The organism is Secundilactobacillus muriivasis (genome assembly GCF_054785195.1).
On the sequence record NZ_BAABMI010000043.1, the window covers coordinates 20,267 to 38,641 of the forward strand.

Genomic DNA, 18,375 nt, shown 5'->3' on the forward strand with positions numbered 1-18,375 from the left:
GGTTAAATTAATCCTTTGCTTTGACGATGACGCCTAATCCATCGGGGATGACAGTGACTTTAGCTTGTTCACCTTCGCGTTTGTAGGCCATGTCCATGGCTTCTTCCAAGCTGTTGGCGAGTTCCATGTGCATGTCCGTCACAAGGTTAGGTTGCACGAGGTCGGAGACCATGATGACGTGGTGGTTGACCAAGATGCGGGCCAAGATTTGAGCCGTCCATTGATCAGGAATGGTTTCCAAACGAGGGGTGTTGATGGCTTGGTCCAAGAAAACCTTTGGATCGTCAACATCAGCTAAGTTGTGGTAGAAGCCTTCGCCACCGTGACCATCACGACAGCCGGCAACCATGACGATGGTCCCATTAGGCTTGTTGGTGGCTTCGGCAGCGGTCATGCCCTTAACGGCTTGGTAGATATTTTGGTCAAGTGGGTAACCACCGTTGGTTGAAATGGTGATATCAGAATCAATGGCGTCGACTTGTGAGAGGGAGGCTACGAAATCGGTCCCTTTCTTGTGGGCGTTCTCCAAATCACCGGCGAATGACGCGATGATTTTCTTATCCTCATCCAACACAACGTTGAGGATGAACTGTAAGTGAACGGCTTTGGCTGCAAAGACCATGTCCTTGTGGATCATGTTGTGGTGCAGGTTACCGGTCCGACTGTGCTTATCGGCGACGAATTCGCCAGAGTGGTTGGCCATGATGGTCTTGTATGAGGCGATCCCAGGCAAAACGGACTTCCGACCGCCAGAGAAACCGGCGAAGAAGTGGGATTCGATGAACCCTTCTGAGATCAAGAGGTCGGCTTCAACGGCCACCTTGTTGAGGATCAAATCGCCACCAGAAGGTAACTTGCCGATGTTGACCATGTCTTCGTCGCGTTCGGAGTAGTGCATCACAATTTCTTCGTTGTCCACGATGTCTTGACCGTATTTGTTGATCAATTCTTCGCGGGTTGAAGGCCGGTGGAAGCCGGTTGCCACTAAGATGCGGATGCGAGCATCTGGGGCTGCTGAGCGGAGCCGACGAAGTAAGATCGGTGTGATGATGTGTGATGGCACTGGGCGGGTGTGGTCAGATGAAATGATCACGATGTTTTTCTTGCCCTTGGCTAATTCTTCCAATTTAGGTGAATCAATTGGGTTATCCAACGAGCGTTCCACCGTTTCAGCTTCTGAAATGGGGTTTTCATAGGTTGCAGCTTGTGACACTAATTTCCCGGCAAAGTTCGCATCTGGGATGTGCGCCGTGATTTTTTTCTTGTCATAAGGTAATTCAATATCAATCATGTTGTGTAATCCTTTCTCTCAAAGCATGGTTATTATCATATGCTTTTTGAATTTCAAAAATACTCGGATTGTTACGTCAAATTTGGTGCACAAAAAGAGCGTATGATTTGTTACATTGTGAAAATTTAAGTTCACAATGGTTGCGAGTGTGATAAACTCTATAAAGTATGATTTAAGACATCTATCAAATAGGGTTTGTGAAATCGTTTCCACCCTGCTAAGGATCTGAAAAACACATGGTTATGAACCGAACTGAGTACCTTTTGAGTCAAATGGAAGCCGTTCACGCCCACGTGATCACCAAAAAACGTCACACCTATTTGACCTATCATGGCCTAGAAGAGACGAACACTTATATTTTGAAACGTGGCATCGTTAAGAATTCGATTATTCTGCAGGATGGTCGAGAATTTAACTTATCCTACATCGCCAAACCAGACGTCATCAGTCTGTTACGCGATGAGATTTCAAAGGATACCGATCAGCCGTTTAACGTGCGGGTTGAATCGGATACCGCTGAGTTTTACGAGATCAACCGCGTCAAGTTTTGGCAGATGGTCAATAAGGACGAGGGACTCAACAACTACGTAAAGGAATACTACCGAACTAAGCTGTCCGAAAACATCGTGCGTTCCCAGCAAATGATTATGGGCAGCAAGCACGACGTTGTCTGTACGTTCTTGAACCAACTCGTTGGCCTATTCGGCAAGCGCCTCCCCGACCATCAGGGCATCCTGATTGATTTCGTCGTCACAAACCTAGACATTGCCGGCTTTTGCGGCATCAACTCCCGCTCATCAGTTACCCGGATCATTAGTGATCTGCGGGCGGAGGGGATTATTGATATTGTGGAGCATAAGTTTGTGGTGCGGAATATTAGTTATTTGAGGGATTATGTGCCGTTGTAGAGTGGACCAAAAAGCGGTTAGGTCCCGGCCATGTAAGCCACTAAAAAGAGGTACGGCCGTTTTTTGGCCGTACCTCTTTTTAGTGGCTTACATGGCCGGGACCTGCTTTTTGGGCCACGTTTAGGCTAGATAACAGTCTCGAACAAGAGTAGAAGGATAAGCCAATTACGAGTTAAGAAACCCGTTCGATACTTACCAATATAACCGAATCTACGAGCAACAAAGCCTCAATTGCAGTCAAAAGACGTAACCGCACTAAAACTCACCCAGCCGCCTTAACTCAACATCAAACTAAATCCAACGTAACCGCACTACTGTCCTCAAGCCGAAACGTGAGAAATAACTCAGGCCCCGGCCATGTAAGTAAATAACGCCGCAGATTCCAGACCCGGGAATCTACGGCGTTATTTACTTACATTCTGGGGCCTAACCGAGTTATTTCTCACTCTTACCAAAATGAAAGCGTTATAATACACATATCAAAGTGCCACGAAAGGATGATGAGACGTGAAAATCGGAATTATTGGCGGTAATGGTAAAGCAGGGGCGGCTGTCTATCAGGAGGCGCTTAAGCGCGGACACCAGCCGACTGCAATTGTGCGAAATGCTGCTAAGGCGCAGGGCGTTTTAGGTGCGGATGCAACGTTGTTAGTGAAGGACGGGTTTGAGCTAACTCGAGAGGACCTCACGGCATTTGACGTTGTGATCGATGCGTTTGGCGTGCCGATGGGGTCGCCATTGGCCTACCTACATCTAGACTTACTGACTCGAATCGTGCATGAACTGCGAGAAACGCAAACGCGGTTGGGCGTGATTATTGGTGCCGCTAGTTTAACGATGCCGGATGGGCGACCACTGCTAGATCATTTAATGGCAACACCGGGGCATGAAGATTGGATCGGGGTACCGTTAAATCAGACTTACGAGCACGCCTTTTTACAGATGATCGATAACGTGGATTGGTTTGCAGTTTCACCGCAGCGCGAATTTAAGCTGGGACCTGCAAGCAGCTACGTGATGGGTGACCAAAAGGTGATGTTTGATGCAGACGGTCGTTCGGAATTAACGACTGGTAATATGGCACTGGCCATCTTGGACGAACTCGAGACGCCGACCCATATTCGGCAGCGGTTTACGGTTCGTAATCAGGAGGCAGACTAGGGCATGAGTTTACGTGGCGATTGGTTATTGTTTAAAACAAAACGGAGTCGGTTGAAACAACAGGTGGCGACGAGTTTTATGCACCCAAATCGGCGCCAAGATGAAGTGGCACCCGAACAGTTCCCTGATCCAGATCGCGTGACAGTTGTGCCGTTAGAGCAGGGACGCTTGGTGACGGTGACGCCAAAACAAGAAACGACTAAGCACGTGGTATTGCTACACGGCGGTGCTTATACCGTTCCAGCAACGGAGAGTCACCGTGAGTGGTTGATTTACATCAGTGATCAATTAGGGGTCCGAGCAACCCTCATTGATTATCCACTGGCGCCAGAAGCCACCGCAACGGTGACGGTTCCGGCAACGGTCGCGGCGTATCAGGAGTTAGGGTTAGAGTACCCGGATGATCAGTTTTACCTACTGGGTGATTCGGCCGGTGGCGGCTTAGCGTTGGTCTTATTGCAACAGCTACGCGATCAGCATGCCCTGTTACCAAAAGCTAGCGTGCTGGTGTCACCCTGGACGGATCTTGCGATGCGGGATCCTCAACTTAAGGCGCGAGACGATGAGGATCCAGAACTGTCCTTTGCAGCAATGCGGCAGACCGCGGTTAACTATGCGGGTCAGTTGGTGCTTGACGATGCGCTGTTAAGTCCGATTAACGGCAATCTAGAACACTTGGGCCGAATTGGTCTCTTCTACGGAACTACGGAACTGTTGCTGCCAGATCATCAGCGGTTGGCATCTAAGTTACAGCAGGCCACTGGCACGCAGGTGGACGTGCACGAACTTAAAGGCATGTTGCATGATTACCTGTTCTGGCACGCGTTACCGGAGAGTCGGCAGACGTTTAAATACTTGGAAGAACAACTCAATCAGGCATAAAAAAAGAACCGCACACGCGGTTCCTTTTTTTATGCCTGAAGTTAACGGGTTTCGTGAGCAACGCGTTTGGATCGCTCGATAAAATCTGAAAACAGTGCCTTAGACTCTTCGTGATGCTTATACATGTTCTCTGGGTGCCACTGCACGGCCAGAATTTGTTCGCTCTTCACCGATTCAATGGCTTCTACCACTTGATCATCGGCGCGCGCTGTAATTTTAAGACTTGGGGCAACGTCCTTCACCGCTTGATGGTGGCGGGAGTTAACGTAAGGGCGCTTGCCAACGATTTTCAACAAGCGACTGCCCTGTGCCACTGAAACGTGGTGGGAAGGCATGTTGCCGGGCGCGGTTTGGTGATGTTTTAACGTCGTTGTGGGATTTTGTGACAGGTCCTGATAAACCGTGCCACCCAACCCGATATTAATTAATTGAAGCCCACGACAAATGCCTAGGATCGCTTTACCGTGCGCAACGGACTGTTTTAACAGTTCAATTTCAAAGAGGTCGCGCTTGCGGTAAGTCGTCCCTAGTTTTTCGTAGGGTTCTTCACCATAAAAAGTAGGATCCACATCGTCGCCACCGAGAAAGAGGACGCCATCGAAGAGGTCCAGGTAATCAGTGACGTCTTCGGGGTCAACGCTCGGAAAAATAACGGGCACCCCGCCAGCCTTAACAACCGCTTCGATTGCTGGCCGTGGCGCAAACGCCGCGTTACGTTCGTTAATAATGTTGGTTGCTTCAGCCAATGTATCGGCTGGCAATGCAATTCGTGGTCGCATGTTAGGCCTCCTCCTTATAATTAGATTAAGATGAGATAAAAGTATCAGATTTTAGAGGAAAAAGCAAGAAAGTTGATATAGATGTGGTAATATTTGGCTAAATGGCGTTTGCGCGTTGCTGAATTCAAATTTTGATCAATGGCTAAAGACTGGATTGGTAAGCATCGAGCCGGTTTCTTGACTCAGCATTCAATAATAATTTCACTTTATTTTAAGACGGTTATATAGCCTAAACGCGTGCCAAAACTCAGGCCCCGGCCATATAAGCGAGTTTTGGCACGCGCGCTTCTTCACTTTTTTCATAAAAAAGCCTATATTAAATATGTAACTAATTTTGAACAGAGGTAGATAAGATGGCAATGACAGAGCGACAGTTGATTCAAGAGATTCTAAATACGGTAGCCGTAATTTACGAATTTGAAAACGCTGACGAGGATGCCAACGAGTATACGCTGCTGATCAAACAACAAGACAACGATACCCGGGATTTGGCAACCGTTAACGCTGAGGTGAAGCGGTACTTTGAGGAAGCAGACTTTGATTATCAAGAAGAACTGCACCCAACGAATACCGACAAACCAGCAGATTTGCGGGTTCAAATTAAGCGCTGATTTAGCGATCCCGTGGTTTGGGGGACTGATTGACGTTACCCAATTTAGATAATGTAAAACAACTCATGGCTGTTCATTATGAACGGCGGTGAGTTGTTTTAGTTTGGTATAATAAATGACAAAATAGGGGAGGCGGAATCATGCAATTTTGTTTGAATTATAGTTCGGGTAAAGACAGTATGCTGGCGCTGGATACGCTGGTCAACGAGGGACACCAGCCGGTTTGCTTAATTACTAGTGTGAATGATGAGATCGAGCGGTCCTGGTTTCACGGCGTGCCGTTAAACGTGTTGCAGGCGGCGGCTGACTGTTTGGATTTGCCATTATTAACGGTACCGACAAACGCCACGACTTACGAAGATGCGATGGTGGCGGCGTTAAAGCGGAGTCAGGACTACGGTGCTACCGTTGCGGCCTTTGGTGATATTGATATTGAACAAAACGGTGATTGGGATAAACAAATTGCTCAACGCGCGGGCCTGACACCAGTTTTGCCACTTTGGCAACAGGGCCGTGTATCGTTAGTGCACCGTTTTTTAGATCGTGGCTACACGGCAATGATTAAAACGGTCTCGAAGGCCTCTGGCATTCCGGATGATTTTTTAGGTCAGCCGTTAAACCAGACCTTCTTGGATTACTTAGCCGCGCACGATCTCGATCTCTGCGGTGAAAATGGTGAGTACCACACGTTGGTGGTTGATGGGCCGTTGTTTGACCATCCGTTGACGTATAAAACGGCTGGCATCTTTGATAGTCCGCACGCGCGGTCGTTGATCATTAACTAATTTCACAAGTGACCCATCGTTGTAACGATGATAGCCTAAATGCGATTAAATCGGCCTAGAGGTTTAGTTTCTCTTAAATTAAAGGGCTCTCATGACGGAACGCTTGTGAACGTGTTATGCTTAACGAAATGATTTGAAACCGGTTACGTGATGTTATTGGAGGGATTTGAAAATGGGTATGAAGGCACCGGAACACTACATTCTAGCAATCGATCAGGGGACGTCGGTCACTCGGGCAGTACTGTTTGATCACTCGGGGCGGCAGGTGATCGAAAGCCAGAAGACCTTCCCACAGTACTACCCCCACAATGGTTGGGTGGAACAAGACGCCAATGAACTGTGGAATTCAGTTCAGTCGGTGATTGCGAGTGCGTTGATCGATGCTGGGGTCCACCCAGAGTACATCGATGGCATCGGTATATCTAGTCAACGGGAAACCACGGTTATCTGGGATAAGCAGACCGGGCAACCCATTTACCATGCGATTGGCTGGCTTTCAAAGCAAACGGCGCCGATTGCGAAACAGATGGTGGCGGATGGCTACGAACAGCTTATTCATGATAAAACCGGGTTAGTGATCGATTCCTACTTCTCGGCAACCAAGGTCCGTTGGTTACTAGACCACGTACCAGGCGCTCAGGAACGGGCAGAACGCGGTGAGCTGTTGATGGGGACCATTGATAGCTGGCTGGCGTGGAAGTTGTCAGACGGCCAATTGCACATCACTGATACCACTAACGCCAGTCGAACGATGTTGTTTAACATTCACGATTTGTGTTGGGATGACGATATTTTACGAATTCTGAACATCCCCAAGCAGTTGTTGCCGGAGATTCGTTCCTGTTCTGAGGTTTACGGCACAACGAAAAACTACCAGTTCTATGGTGTCGAAGTCCCAATTTGCGGCCTAGTCGGGGACCAACAGGCAGCGCTGATCGGCCAAATGGCCTTTAAACCAGGTGAGGTGAAAAATACCTATGGCGATGGTGCCTTTATCGTAATGAATACGGGGGACGAACCCCGATTTTCTGATAATCAACTGTTAACGACGATTGCGTACGACCTTGGTGGTAAGAAGACTTACGCATTGGAGGGGTCGATCTTCGTAGCCGGGACCGCGGTGAACTGGTTGCACGACAGTATGAAGATTATTGATAGTGTGCCGCAATCGAGACAAGTAGCGATGGCATCTGAAAACGATGATGAAGTTTACGTGGTACCAGCCTTTAACGGATTGGGCGCACCGTACTGGGATCAGGATGCGCGGGGGGCGGTTTTCGGCCTGACGCGGGGAACGAACCGAAGCGATTTCGTGAAAGCAACACTTCAATCGATTGCCTACCAAACGCGGGATATTATCGAAACTATGCGTAAAGATACCGAGATGCCGGTAACGGAAATCTTGGCGGATGGTGGTGCGTCTAGAAACCGCTATTTGATGCAGTTTCAAGCAGATATCCTAAACGTGCCAATCATCCGATCGGCGGAAGAGGAAACCACGGCGCTGGGTGCCGCAATTTGTGCCGGCTTAGCAATCGGCTACTGGCAAGATTTAGACGAAATCGCCAAGATCCACGCCCCAGGTCGACGCTTTGAACCGGATATGACCGAAAAAAAGCGGCAACGGTTGTATGATGGCTGGCAAGTGGCGGTTAGGGCGACGAGGGAGTTTAAAGTTTAGAGTGCGGAGAGAAGCGGTTAAAGAGCGGCGTGTAAGGTAACTTCAGCGAAAACGCCCGGGTTTTGGGCGTTTTTGCTGAAGTTACCTTACACATAGCTCTTTGCTTCTCGGAGCACGTTTCGGCGCGGTGGCCTAAATGTGGTTGAATAAGCAATTTCGCAAAGTTTCTAGAAAGCAGAAAAGTTCAATTTAATGAGGCGCCGAAAACTAGGTAGCCGGAAAGTACGTTGCAACGACTACTCTGTGGATTTAAAGTGCAGAGTAATTACTGAAATTAAAAAAGCACACAAAAAATAGGAGCACCATGATTTCCAAACTGGGAATCGTGGTGCTCCTGTTTTTTGTGTTTAGTGATTCAGATAAGAGAACGGCGCATTACTGTCCTCAAGCCGAAACGTGTTCCGAAAGGCAGAGAGTTGCACCTAAGTCACTCTCTAACCGCCCTGTTTCACTCTCTGGATCGTTTCTGTCCTCAAGCCGAAACGTGTTCCACAAAGCAGAGACTTGCACATAAGCCGCTTCCACCACAATCCTCAAAAACCGAGGATTCTGGCGGAAGCGGCTTATGCTCCAGTCTCTAAACGCTTTGTTCCACACTCTACTTCTTCAACCACTTCGGCAAATACCCGCGCTTCGCCAACAAATCATACGAGCGCTGAGTAGCCGGGGTAAAGCCGCGGTTAAATAGGTGTCTAAAGTACATCATATTGTAGATAAAGCCCCAAAGTAGGCCAACGAGGAATTCAATCGTGCTCCAAGCCGTTGCGAAGTCGGTCGTTGAGGCAAAGGGGTACGACTGGATGCCAAGGGTGATGCCCATTTGGATCCCAATCATGCACAACAAGTTGTACCAGTCGCCACGAAAAATTGGCACGAGCACGTTGAACAGAAAGGCGGTCAGTGAAAAGCCGACTTTGCCGATTCGAATCTCGCCGTTATCCTTTCGCACGACGGTCGCGTAATTTGGCGGAACAGGAATGCCGTTAGGGCCTTCGTGGTTGTCTCCATTCTCAAATGGATTTTGCATGGGGAACCTTCTTTCATGAAGTTAATGGTATTAGTTAGCAGTGACGTTGTTAAAAAATCCAACGTTCACCAAGTAATGTAGTGTATTACTCCATCATAACGATATGTGCCTAAGAGTTCAATCATTAGATCCGGGTGAATTTAACGACCGCTTCACACCGTGCCGTTTGAGGCATCATGTCGACGGATTGAATGTAATCCACGCGATATTGACGGGTTAATTTGACCAAATCCCGGGCTAGCGTGGATGGGTTGCAGGAAATGTAGACGAACTTCTTGGGTTTAGACGCCAAAATAGCACGGATCAACTGGTCATCGAGGCCGGTACGAGGTGGATCAACCACGAGGGCGTCCAGTTCAAAGCCTTCATCTAACCACTTAGGTAGCAACGTTTCGGCCGTGCCAGTTTCGTACGTGGCGTTGGTGATATCGTTTAAAGCGGCGTTTTCGCGCGCGTCTTTGACGGCATCATCGATCACGTCCATCCCACGAACTTCTTTAGCCGCGTGGGCCATGGAAAGACCAATCGTCCCAACGCCGGAGTAGGCATCCACCACGTTTTCGTCAGGACTTAAATCCAAGGCCTTAAGCGCTTCAGCGTACAGCGTGACGGTTTGGTAGGGGTTCAGTTGTAAGAAGGCTCGCGCTGATAAGTTGAATTGCAAATCGTTGAGGACTTCGCGAATCTGAGGCTTGCCGGCCAACAGATAGGTGTCATCGCCCCAAATCAGGGAAGTCCGTTCACTGTTGACGTTTTGCATGATTGAAACGACTTCCGGATGGGTCGCTTGCAGGCGGTCAATCATATCGGCCTGTTGCGGGAAGTTAGTGCCGTTGGTGACAAAGACAACTTGAACTTCGTCCGTGCCAGCAGCAACCCGGACAACAACGGTTCTTACTAAGCCACTGTGCTTCTTTTCGTTATAAATGGAAACGTCCAGTTCTTCAAGCAAACTGACAACCGTTCGCATAACGGCCATTGTTGCAGGCATTTGAACGGAACAGGTTTCCAAATCAACTAGTTTGTGACTCCGTTCCTGATACAGACCAGCCATCACGTGGCCGTCGGTTGCCCGACGAACTTGGAACTGTGCCTTGTTTCGGTAACCGTAAGGATCGGTCATGCCAATCGTTGGTTTGAGGAGGTAGTTCCGGAAGCCCTTGGGTTGGTATTTTTCTAACGACTGCCGGACAACGTCGCGTTTAAATTCGAGTTGTGCCGGGTAAGCGAGGTGTTCGAGTTCGAAACCACCAACTTCGCCCGCGTAAGCATCGCGAGGCGTTACCCGGTCAGGACTAGGCGTCTTCAAGCGGTGAATCTTCGCCGTCAAAAAGTTCGGCTTGATGCCAGTGACTTCGGCCACGACTACTTCGTTGGGAAGGGCGCCTTGGACGAAGACCAACTTGCGTTTAAAGTAGCCGATACCTTCGCCGTTGATGCCTAGCCGCTTGATCGTTAACGGGAAACGTTGGCCCATTTCGACTTGAACGTCTTGTTGTTGCCGGCGTTGGTTGGGCCGGTGATTTTGTGAGTTATTGCGTGAATGATACTGATTGGTTTGCGTTGTTTTCAAGTTAAATTTCCTATTCTATGGTTGTCTAGTTTAATGTGTTTCATGCTGTGAAGTATTGTACCACAAAGCGGGATGCTTACGCTTGTGTCCGGCGTAAGCATTGGGTGTATTTTGAGTGTCGGCTGTTTGTCATCGCTTCGCTCGCCAAAGCCGCATGAAAATCGGCGCTATCAGGCCACAAAATTCGGCGCAACTTAAACTGTTATTTTCAGGGTTCCTGAAGTTGTAAGAACTTGTCAACCACACGCTTTTTGGCTACCACGCCGAATGGTGCTGCGCGAGACTGAGAGCTACATGTAAGTGCACTTCGATAAAACCGCCAGACCCGGGCGCTTTCACCGAAGTACCCTTACACTACGCTCTCAACCCATCTCGCTCCGCACACTGTCGCTGGACACAAACGACAATAAAACGCCCGCACATTCATCAAACGTGCGGGCGTTAAAAATTCAGTAATTAAGCTTCATAATACTTGTAACGAATCGTGTAATCTTTCAATTGACCTGAAGGCAACACGATATCACCAAAGCCATCATGGTTGATGGCATCTGGCAACGTTTGAGCTTCGGTAGCTAAGGCGTTGTAAGGCTTGCTTTGATCGAATGGGTTAGCGGTGAAGACCACTAATGAGTTCCGGTCAGAGAAGATGTCAATGTGACGGTTACTCTTGCTGTCGCTTAAGGTCGCAATTGGTTTATCAGCGCTTGGGGTCACTTCGTAAGCGTCGTCGATTTCGACCTTGCCAGTTTGAGCTTTAATGTCAGCCAAGGCGCTTGGAATGTCGCGGGCAGTGGCGAAATCGTAGCCAGTACCAGCTAAGTCGGTGAAGTCACCGGTTGGAACCTTATCAGAATCAGCTAACGTCAACCGACGAGTACTGTTAACTTGGAGCTCTTGGGTGGTCAAATCCTTTTGGCCGTCCGTTAGGTTCCAGTAAACGTGGTTCGTTGGGTTGAAGAGGGTGTCTTCAGTTGAGGCGGCACTAAAGTTGATTGAGACTTGGTTGTCGTCAGTCAACGTGTAGGTGATGCGGGCATCTAGGTCACCAGGGAAGTTGTCTTCACTACTTGGAATGTGACGTGAGAAGGTCACGCTGGCATCATGTTCACGGATGCTTTGTTCCGCATTCCAGACGATTTCAGAAAAGCCGTTCGGGCCACCGTGTAAGGTGTTGTCATTTTCATTGGCGGTAAAGTGGACTTGCTTGCCATTAATGGTCGCTTGCGCCTTACCTAACCGACCAGCAACCCGGCCAATTGCCTTACATAGGCTATAAGAGGTTGGGGCATCGTATTCGCCCAAAGTGTCAAAATGAACGATCAATGGATGGTTGTTAACGGTAAAACCGGTCCAAGTCGCCCCTAAGGTGATCACTTGAATGAAGCTCCCAGAAGCGTTGGTAATCGTGTAGCGGTCAATGTTTTGATCATTGTGTTGACCGAAAACGTCAGTTGTAATTTGCATTGCTAAAAATCCTCCCTGTAGGTCTCTTAAATTAATATTCAGATCATTAACCGGCTGATAATGGTTAATGCTTGTAAGCGCTTAATTAACATCATTATACAACGTTCTATGAAAAACCAAACCATTTTTCTGAAAAAAGTTTACTAAACTTTAATCGATTTTAGGCAATCATTGAAGCTTAAGCATTTCGCTACCAAAGCTTCACAATTTGAACACAGAATCGCAACAGTTTCTCGACATTTTTTCGATACACTAGAACCTGTAATCAACGCATGGAAAGGATGATTCCGATGTTAACGCAAACCAATCTTGAAACCATCGCTGTGCAACTTGTTCAGGTGACACCTACTGTTGTCACGGCTAAAACCGAAACAAATCAAATCATTGAAATTAAACCTGCGCCACATGACCAGCACGACCACGCCTTTTGGCAATCATTGAAGGCTATCGCGCAGGCGAAAATCTGGTTACCCGTGACCAAGGGCACCCACGAACTGCTCCAGCACGATTGGTTGAGTACGATGCCTGCAATTTAGCGGTTGATTTCGGGACCAAATCGTTGGTATTTTGACCGAATCACGATACACTAACTATGGTATTGTCTCAATATTAGAGGAGGGTTCAACATGGCATTAACTGATACGTATACACTCAGCAACGGCGTTAAGATTCCGGTTGTCGGCTTTGGAACTTGGCAGACACCTTCTGGCGACGTCGCCTATCATGCAGTGTTAGATGCAATCAAGGCGGGTTATCGCCATATCGACACCGCGGCATTTTACGGTAACGAAGAAAGTGTCGGCCAAGCGATTCACGATTCTGGTGTGAAGCGCGAAGACCTGTTTGTGACCACGAAGCTTTGGAACGCTGATCACGGCTACGAAGCAACCAAGGAAGCCTTGGGCAAATCACTGTCACGGTTAGGCCTAGAGTATGTCGATCTATACTTGATCCACTGGCCCAACCCAATTGCGTTCCGGGACGACTGGAAGGCTGCCAATGCGGGTAGCTGGAAGGCAATGGAAGAAGCTTACGAAGCCGGTACTGTGAAGGCTATCGGAGTTTCTAACTTCCGCGCACACCACATTGACGCCTTGCTGGAAACGGACAAAATTGCGCCAATGGTGAACCAAATCTTCTTGAACCCATCCGACTTACAACCAGCTGTCGTTGAGTACAACAACGCCCACGACATCGTGACCGAGGCGTACAGCCCACTGGGAACGGGTAAGATTTTTGAAATTACCGATTTAAAGGCCATCGCTGACAAATACGGCAAGTCAGTGCCACAATTAGTCTTACGCTGGCACTTGCAACACGGCTTCTTGCCACTACCAAAGTCAGTGCATACTGAATACATTGAAGCCAACACGCAGATTTTCGATTTTGAAATTACTGCGGATGATATGAAGAAAATTGATAGTTACCAAGGCGTAGCTGGAACGGCAGCGGATCCAGATACGGCTAATTGGTAAATTGGGTATTAGTTTTTTAGTACAATAAAGCGGCCCCGTAGATTCTGAAACTAGGAATCTACGGGGCCGTTTGTTGATTGTTTCGGAATTTAAACGCGTTTGAGTTCGTTCACGTCAACCGCACTGGCTAAAGTTGCGGGATTCTCGGCATATTTTGATTAAATCGTTTTGGCGATAACGTGAATCAAAATCCATGTTATGATAGCGTTAATCTAACATTAGAAAAGGGGCCTTCTCATGACACAAAAACGACCAGTAGCTTTCGTGACCGGGGCATCATCCGGTATTGGCTTTTCCATCGCTAAGCATTTGAAACAGCACGGGTTTGTGGTTTACGCTGGTGCTCGGCGCGTTTATAAAATGAACGACTTGGATGATATTGGGATCCACACGTTATCGTTAGATGTTACCGATAGTGAGAGTATCCAAGCGGCGGTACAACAAATTGCGACTGCTGAAGGACGCCTAGACGTCTTGGTCAATAATGCGGGCTTTGGTGTTTTTGGGGCGATTGAGGAAGTCCCGCTTGAAAAGGCGAAGCAACAGTTTGATGTGAACGTTTTTGGGGTGACCGAAATGAGTAAGGCGGTCTTGTCGTTGATGCGCGAACGCCATGCTGGCCGAATCATTAACATCAGTTCGGTTGATGGTAAAATTGCTAACCCACTTGGTGGCTGGTACGTAGGATCCAAATTCGCCGTGGAAGGCTTGAGCGATTCGATGCGGTTAGAGTTAGCCGATTTTGGCATTCAAGTTGCCGTGATCGAACCCGGCCCAATCAAATCTGACTGGGCGAAGATTGCCGGTGAGCAATTGCTGGAAGTTTCTCATGATGGGCCTTATCAAGAGCTATCAAAGCAAGCGGCGGCCTTTTTGCAAACGGTGGATGCGTTTGGTGCCCAGCCAGAAATTATTGCTCGCAAAGTTGTTCAAGCGGCAACTGCTCGGCGACCACGGACGCGATATACGGCTGGGGTTGCGGCTTATGCAGGCTTGTTAGGACGACGGCTGTTGCCGGATAGTGCGTTGGATGCTGTGTTGCGGCAGACGGGGAAGTTGGCGTTGAGGTATCAGGAACGGTCACAGGGTAAGGATTAGAATAGCTGGGTAAGGATTGAATTGCTAGCTTTGGCTTTGGGTGAGTGGTTGATTTGAGTTAACCTCATTGCTGTCCTCGAGTCGAAACGTGCGAAAAAACTCAGGTCCCGGCCATGTAAGTAACTCAGGCATAAATTCCAAGTTCAGGAATCTATGCCTGAGTTACTTACATTCTGGGACCTAACCGAGTTTTTTCGTACTCTTGGTGAACTCAACCTAGTAAGTGATAGTAGTTAACTTCATTACTATTATCTAGCTGAAACGAGCGCCAGAAAACTGAGAGTTGCACCTAAGCGACACCGACCAAAAAGCCAAACCCGGGCTTTCTGGTCGGTGTCACTTAGGCTCCACTCTCAACCCGTTTTCTTCTGCTCTCTTGACGCCGAAACCGCTTCCCTGTAAAATTAAAGACAAACAACACGAGGGGTGTCCCGCTACCGGGGCTGAGATGTGCTTGGCACGATCCCTTTGAACCTGTAAGTTCATACTTGCGTAGGAACGTGTTCATCGACGGCCGGAGAATTACCGGAAACAGGTCGACCTGAACGCATCACGTTTGGGTCGGCCTTTTTAACTGAAAAATGAACGAGGCGTTGTTTTAAAACAGTTTTGGGAGGCGGTTTTTGTAATGAAAATTGAGTTACTAGATACGCTGCGTGCGGCGAATCCCGTTGTTTTGAACATCTCCAACTTTGTAACGGTTCAAGACGTTGCGAATGGGATCAACGCGATTGGTGCATCGCCAATTATGTCGGAAGAAATTGCTGAAACGCGCGAAATGGTGCAGATCAGCAGTGCGGTTGCGTTGAACTTGGGGGCTTTTTCTAAGCCCCAAGTGGACCACATTTTAGCAATGGGTCAGGCAGCTAACGAGTTGCATAAGCCGTTGGTGATCGATCCGGTAGCGGTCGGCGCAATTGCTTACCGCAAACAAGTGGCCACCGATTTGATGAGTCAGTTCCAAGTGGACGTGATTCGTGGTAACGCTGGTGAAATCGCGGCGTTAGCTGACGTTGAGTGGCAGGCTAAGGGAATCGATGCCGGTTCTGGGAATCAGGACCTAGTTGAAATCGCTAAAGCGTGTGCTCAAAAGCAACACTGCGTTGTGATTTTAAGTGGTGAAACTGACGTCATCACGGATGGCGAGCGGGTCGTGAAGGTTCATAACGGCACACCGCTATTCCAGTTACACGTGGGTTCTGGCGACATGCTAAGTAGTATCGTTGCGGCCTTTTGTGCTGTTAGTGATGGTGACTACTTTGAAGCCGCTCAGACGGCCTGTGTGGTCTTTGCTGCGATTGGCGAACTGGTTGCCAAGGACTTAAAAGAAGAGCGTCCCGGTACCTTCTCGGCGCGCTTAATGGATGCCCTCCACCTGACCACGGTGGCCGACATCGAAAAAATTGCTCAATTTGACTGAAAGGCGTGATAGGTAGAATGGCTGAGGAAGTAAATGCATTTCCACAAACGTTAACGATTGCGGGGACCGACTCCGGTGGGGGTGCGGGCGTCATGGCTGATTTGAAGACCATGCAGGAACGCCATGTTTTCAGCACAGCGGTCATTGTTGCGGTGACGGCTCAAAACACATTAGGTGTTCAAGATTTCATGGCGTTACCAAAGAAGCTGATTGATGAACAATTTGCCTCATTGGCAGATGATTTAGCGATCAAAGCTTGCAAAACGGGGATGTTAGCCGATGCAGAACACGTGCGCATCGTTGCGGATAATTTAAGAAAATACGATTTCGGCCCACTGACAGTTGATCCCGTGATGATTGCGAAGGGTGGTGCTGCGCTACTTGCGGATGACGCCATCGAAGTGGTGAAGGAAGAACTGTTACCACTGGCAACCATCGTGACGCCAAACTTACCGGAAGCTGAACGCTTGACTGGCATGACCATTGCCACGCCGGATGACACGAAACTGGCAGCCCAACAACTACAGGCAGCTGGTGCGAAGAACGTCATCATTAAGGGTGGTCACGGTGATACCGATACGGTGAGTGACTACGTGTTGTTGGCGGACGGCCATGATTTTTGGTTGAGTTCGCCACGGGTCGATACGGTTCGGACGCATGGGACTGGTGACACGTTGTCATCATGCATGACCGCTGAACTGGCCAAGGGACATGACATTGAAACCGCCATTCGAACAGCCAAAGACTTCGTTGAGGCTGCTATCAAGAACACCATTCAGGTGGGACACGGACACGGTCCACTGAACCACTGGGCATACGGGGAGGCGCACACCAAATGACGACCTTTGATCCTCAATTATTAAAGGCCTACTTTGTGTGTGGGTCCCAAGACGTACCAGCCGGCCAGTTTGTGCCGACTGTAAAGGCTGCTTTGGCAGCTGGTATCACGGCGTTTCAATTTCGCGATAAGGGGCAACGGTCTCAGCTCACCGAAGAGGAACGGGTAGCGACCGCCATAACGTTGCGCAACCTCTGCGCTGATGCGAGCGTGCCGTTTATCGTGGACGACGACGTTGAATTGGCTCAAATGACCAAGGCCGATGGGATTCACGTTGGCCAATCGGATGAAAAAATTCAGGCCGTTATCCAAGCAGTAGGTGGTCAAATGTTTATTGGCCTCTCCTGTTCGAATCAAGCCGAAATTTTAGCAGCCAATGCCATTGACGGGATTGACTACTACGGTAGCGGGCCGGTCTTTCCAACCGGCTCCAAAGCCGACGCTGACCCGGTTATTGGGTTAGCTGGACTCAAACAATTGGTCGGCCTCTCAACCCGACCAATCGTTGGCATCGGTGGCATCACGGTAACGGACCTTCCCGATGTCATTAAAGCGGGTGCCGCTGGCTCAGCAGTCATCTCGATGATTGCAGCTAGTTCGGATATTGCGATTACCGTTGGTGCGATGTTAGATGCTTAGTTTTCAACTACACTGTGACTAACACTGACTTTGAATAAATAGATAGGGAAAGGCTGCCGAGTTGGTGGCCTTTTTGTTAGTGTGCGGAGCGAGATGAGTTGAGAGCAGTGTGCAAGGTAACCTCGGTGAAGACGCCCGGGCCTGGCGGGTTTACCGAGGTTGCCTAAAAGTGTTGTTTTTCATGCAGTTTTGGCGAGAAAAGCGCCGACAAACCGCCGATACTCAAGTCACATCCAACACTGTTACTAGATGCAAACGTAGAATTCTGTATAAAAAACACCTTGACATTTCAACCACACGGAATTAAGATTTACTCATCGAAAAGCAATTGAATTTTAACAAAGACACGGAAGAAGAGTAGCAACCCACGATCACCCCTAGCGAGTCCGGAATGGTGAAAACGGATGGGATCACGGTTGTGAAGATGAGCTTCGTTGGTCTCGCACTGGTTAACGCTGGTGCGACGGTAGGAACCGTTACCTTCCCGGATATCAACGGGTATCTTGAGGCGCGGCGACGCGTGAATAAGGGTGGTACAGCGAAGTTTTCGCCCCTTACTTGTAGCAATATGAGTAGGGGGCGTTTTTTTGTGTAGAGTGCGAAACAAGGCGGTTAGAGACCGGAGCCTAAGGAACTTTCACCAGAAGCCCCGGTTTTGGGGGCTTGTGGTGGAAGTCCCTTAGGTGCAGGTCTCTGCCTTGAGTAGCACGTTTCGGCACGGTAGCCGTAAAGCACAGAAGCCC

At 48.8% G+C, this 18,375-nt stretch carries 17 protein-coding genes and 1 riboswitch; of the genes, 12 read left to right on the forward strand and 5 right to left on the reverse strand.

Annotated elements, in window-relative coordinates; all coding sequences use genetic code 11:
• Positions 1-7 precede the first annotated feature (7 nt).
• Positions 8-1,291, reverse strand: a complete 1,284-nt coding sequence (larA, locus tag ACYVR3_RS11135) for a nickel-dependent lactate racemase (protein WP_054736981.1) — start codon at positions 1,289-1,291, stop codon at positions 8-10.
• Between the two features lie 236 nt (positions 1,292-1,527).
• Between larA and ACYVR3_RS11140 the strand changes: the two genes are divergently transcribed.
• From ACYVR3_RS11140 to ACYVR3_RS11150, 3 genes are all read left to right on the forward strand, one after another.
• Complete coding sequence (locus tag ACYVR3_RS11140) at positions 1,528-2,199, forward strand: Crp/Fnr family transcriptional regulator (RefSeq protein ID WP_057151738.1); 672 nt, start codon at positions 1,528-1,530, stop codon at positions 2,197-2,199.
• 507 nt (positions 2,200-2,706) lie between these two features.
• Positions 2,707-3,360 carry an NAD(P)H-binding protein gene (locus ACYVR3_RS11145; RefSeq protein ID WP_054736982.1) on the forward strand — a complete coding sequence of 218 codons (654 nt, stop codon included), beginning with the start codon at positions 2,707-2,709 and terminating at the stop codon, positions 3,358-3,360.
• Between the two features lie 3 nt (positions 3,361-3,363).
• Positions 3,364-4,242 (forward strand): alpha/beta hydrolase, encoded by an 879-nt coding sequence (locus ACYVR3_RS11150; protein WP_461244302.1) that lies wholly within the window; start codon positions 3,364-3,366, stop codon positions 4,240-4,242.
• 41 nt (positions 4,243-4,283) lie between these two features.
• Here the strand turns inward: ACYVR3_RS11150 and ACYVR3_RS11155 are convergent, their stop codons facing one another.
• Entirely contained in the window at positions 4,284-5,021 is a 738-nt protein-coding gene (locus ACYVR3_RS11155) for a gamma-glutamyl-gamma-aminobutyrate hydrolase family protein (protein ID WP_057151739.1), read from the reverse strand.
• A gap of 359 nt (positions 5,022-5,380) precedes the next feature.
• Between ACYVR3_RS11155 and ACYVR3_RS11160 the strand changes: the two genes are divergently transcribed.
• The 3 genes from ACYVR3_RS11160 to glpK all read left to right on the forward strand — a co-directional run bounded on the left by ACYVR3_RS11160 (position 5,381) and on the right by glpK (position 8,098).
• Positions 5,381-5,632, forward strand: coding sequence for a hypothetical protein (locus ACYVR3_RS11160; RefSeq protein WP_054736985.1), 252 nt, complete (start codon positions 5,381-5,383; stop codon positions 5,630-5,632).
• Between the two features lie 140 nt (positions 5,633-5,772).
• Complete coding sequence (locus ACYVR3_RS11165) at positions 5,773-6,417, forward strand: Dph6-related ATP pyrophosphatase (RefSeq protein ID WP_461244303.1); 645 nt, start codon at positions 5,773-5,775, stop codon at positions 6,415-6,417.
• Positions 6,418-6,589: 172 nt separating this feature from the next.
• Complete coding sequence (gene glpK, locus ACYVR3_RS11170) at positions 6,590-8,098, forward strand: glycerol kinase GlpK (protein ID WP_461244304.1); 1,509 nt, start codon at positions 6,590-6,592, stop codon at positions 8,096-8,098.
• A gap of 598 nt (positions 8,099-8,696) precedes the next feature.
• Here the strand turns inward: glpK and ACYVR3_RS11175 are convergent.
• The 3 genes from ACYVR3_RS11175 to ACYVR3_RS11185 all read right to left on the reverse strand — a co-directional run bounded on the left by ACYVR3_RS11175 (position 8,697) and on the right by ACYVR3_RS11185 (position 12,162).
• Entirely contained in the window at positions 8,697-9,125 is a 429-nt protein-coding gene (locus tag ACYVR3_RS11175; RefSeq protein ID WP_054733258.1) for a DUF2628 domain-containing protein, read from the reverse strand.
• A gap of 124 nt (positions 9,126-9,249) precedes the next feature.
• Complete coding sequence (gene rlmD / locus ACYVR3_RS11180) at positions 9,250-10,602, reverse strand: 23S rRNA (uracil(1939)-C(5))-methyltransferase RlmD (RefSeq protein WP_461244312.1); 1,353 nt, start codon at positions 10,600-10,602, stop codon at positions 9,250-9,252.
• 552 nt (positions 10,603-11,154) lie between these two features.
• On the reverse strand, positions 11,155-12,162 hold the full coding sequence (locus ACYVR3_RS11185; RefSeq protein WP_461244305.1) for an aldose epimerase family protein: 1,008 nt from the start codon (positions 12,160-12,162) through the stop codon (positions 11,155-11,157).
• A gap of 290 nt (positions 12,163-12,452) precedes the next feature.
• On the opposite strand from ACYVR3_RS11185, the gene ACYVR3_RS11190 reads away from it, so the two are divergent.
• The 6 genes from ACYVR3_RS11190 to thiE all read left to right on the forward strand — a co-directional run bounded on the left by ACYVR3_RS11190 (position 12,453) and on the right by thiE (position 17,632).
• On the forward strand, positions 12,453-12,698 hold the full coding sequence (locus tag ACYVR3_RS11190) for a hypothetical protein (protein WP_461244306.1): 246 nt from the start codon (positions 12,453-12,455) through the stop codon (positions 12,696-12,698).
• 90 nt (positions 12,699-12,788) lie between these two features.
• Positions 12,789-13,637 carry an aldo/keto reductase gene (locus ACYVR3_RS11195; protein ID WP_461244307.1) on the forward strand — a complete coding sequence of 283 codons (849 nt, stop codon included), beginning with the start codon at positions 12,789-12,791 and terminating at the stop codon, positions 13,635-13,637.
• A gap of 237 nt (positions 13,638-13,874) precedes the next feature.
• On the forward strand, positions 13,875-14,735 hold the full coding sequence (locus ACYVR3_RS11200) for an oxidoreductase (protein WP_461244308.1): 861 nt from the start codon (positions 13,875-13,877) through the stop codon (positions 14,733-14,735).
• A 412-nt stretch (positions 14,736-15,147) separates the two neighbouring features.
• Positions 15,148-15,251: riboswitch (TPP riboswitch) on the forward strand.
• A gap of 112 nt (positions 15,252-15,363) precedes the next feature.
• On the forward strand, positions 15,364-16,155 hold the full coding sequence (gene thiM / locus ACYVR3_RS11205; protein WP_461244309.1) for a hydroxyethylthiazole kinase: 792 nt from the start codon (positions 15,364-15,366) through the stop codon (positions 16,153-16,155).
• A 17-nt stretch (positions 16,156-16,172) separates the two neighbouring features.
• On the forward strand, positions 16,173-16,994 hold the full coding sequence (gene thiD, locus ACYVR3_RS11210; protein WP_054733282.1) for a bifunctional hydroxymethylpyrimidine kinase/phosphomethylpyrimidine kinase: 822 nt from the start codon (positions 16,173-16,175) through the stop codon (positions 16,992-16,994).
• Positions 16,991-17,632: a thiamine phosphate synthase gene (thiE, locus tag ACYVR3_RS11215; protein ID WP_461244310.1), complete on the forward strand. Its 642-nt coding sequence runs from the start codon at positions 16,991-16,993 to the stop codon at positions 17,630-17,632. Before thiD ends, thiE begins: the two co-directional genes overlap by 4 nt.
• Positions 17,633-18,375 lie beyond the last annotated feature (743 nt).

Coding starts and splice junctions, on each gene's coding strand:
- thiD (WP_054733282.1), top strand. CDS start 16,173: ATGGCTGAGGAAGTAAATGCATTTCCACAAACGTTAACGATTGCGGGG.
- ACYVR3_RS11175 (WP_054733258.1), bottom strand. CDS start 9,125: ATGCAAAATCCATTTGAGAATGGAGACAACCACGAAGGCCCTAACGGC.
- glpK (WP_461244304.1), top strand. CDS start 6,590: ATGGGTATGAAGGCACCGGAACACTACATTCTAGCAATCGATCAGGGG.
- ACYVR3_RS11190 (WP_461244306.1), top strand. CDS start 12,453: ATGTTAACGCAAACCAATCTTGAAACCATCGCTGTGCAACTTGTTCAG.
- larA (WP_054736981.1), bottom strand. CDS start 1,291: ATGATTGATATTGAATTACCTTATGACAAGAAAAAAATCACGGCGCAC.
- thiM (WP_461244309.1), top strand. CDS start 15,364: ATGAAAATTGAGTTACTAGATACGCTGCGTGCGGCGAATCCCGTTGTT.
- ACYVR3_RS11165 (WP_461244303.1), top strand. CDS start 5,773: ATGCAATTTTGTTTGAATTATAGTTCGGGTAAAGACAGTATGCTGGCG.
- ACYVR3_RS11140 (WP_057151738.1), top strand. CDS start 1,528: ATGGTTATGAACCGAACTGAGTACCTTTTGAGTCAAATGGAAGCCGTT.
- thiE (WP_461244310.1), top strand. CDS start 16,991: ATGACGACCTTTGATCCTCAATTATTAAAGGCCTACTTTGTGTGTGGG.
- ACYVR3_RS11200 (WP_461244308.1), top strand. CDS start 13,875: ATGACACAAAAACGACCAGTAGCTTTCGTGACCGGGGCATCATCCGGT.
- ACYVR3_RS11195 (WP_461244307.1), top strand. CDS start 12,789: ATGGCATTAACTGATACGTATACACTCAGCAACGGCGTTAAGATTCCG.
- ACYVR3_RS11185 (WP_461244305.1), bottom strand. CDS start 12,162: ATGCAAATTACAACTGACGTTTTCGGTCAACACAATGATCAAAACATT.
- ACYVR3_RS11155 (WP_057151739.1), bottom strand. CDS start 5,021: ATGCGACCACGAATTGCATTGCCAGCCGATACATTGGCTGAAGCAACC.
- rlmD (WP_461244312.1), bottom strand. CDS start 10,602: ATGGGCCAACGTTTCCCGTTAACGATCAAGCGGCTAGGCATCAACGGC.
- ACYVR3_RS11150 (WP_461244302.1), top strand. CDS start 3,364: ATGAGTTTACGTGGCGATTGGTTATTGTTTAAAACAAAACGGAGTCGG.
- ACYVR3_RS11160 (WP_054736985.1), top strand. CDS start 5,381: ATGACAGAGCGACAGTTGATTCAAGAGATTCTAAATACGGTAGCCGTA.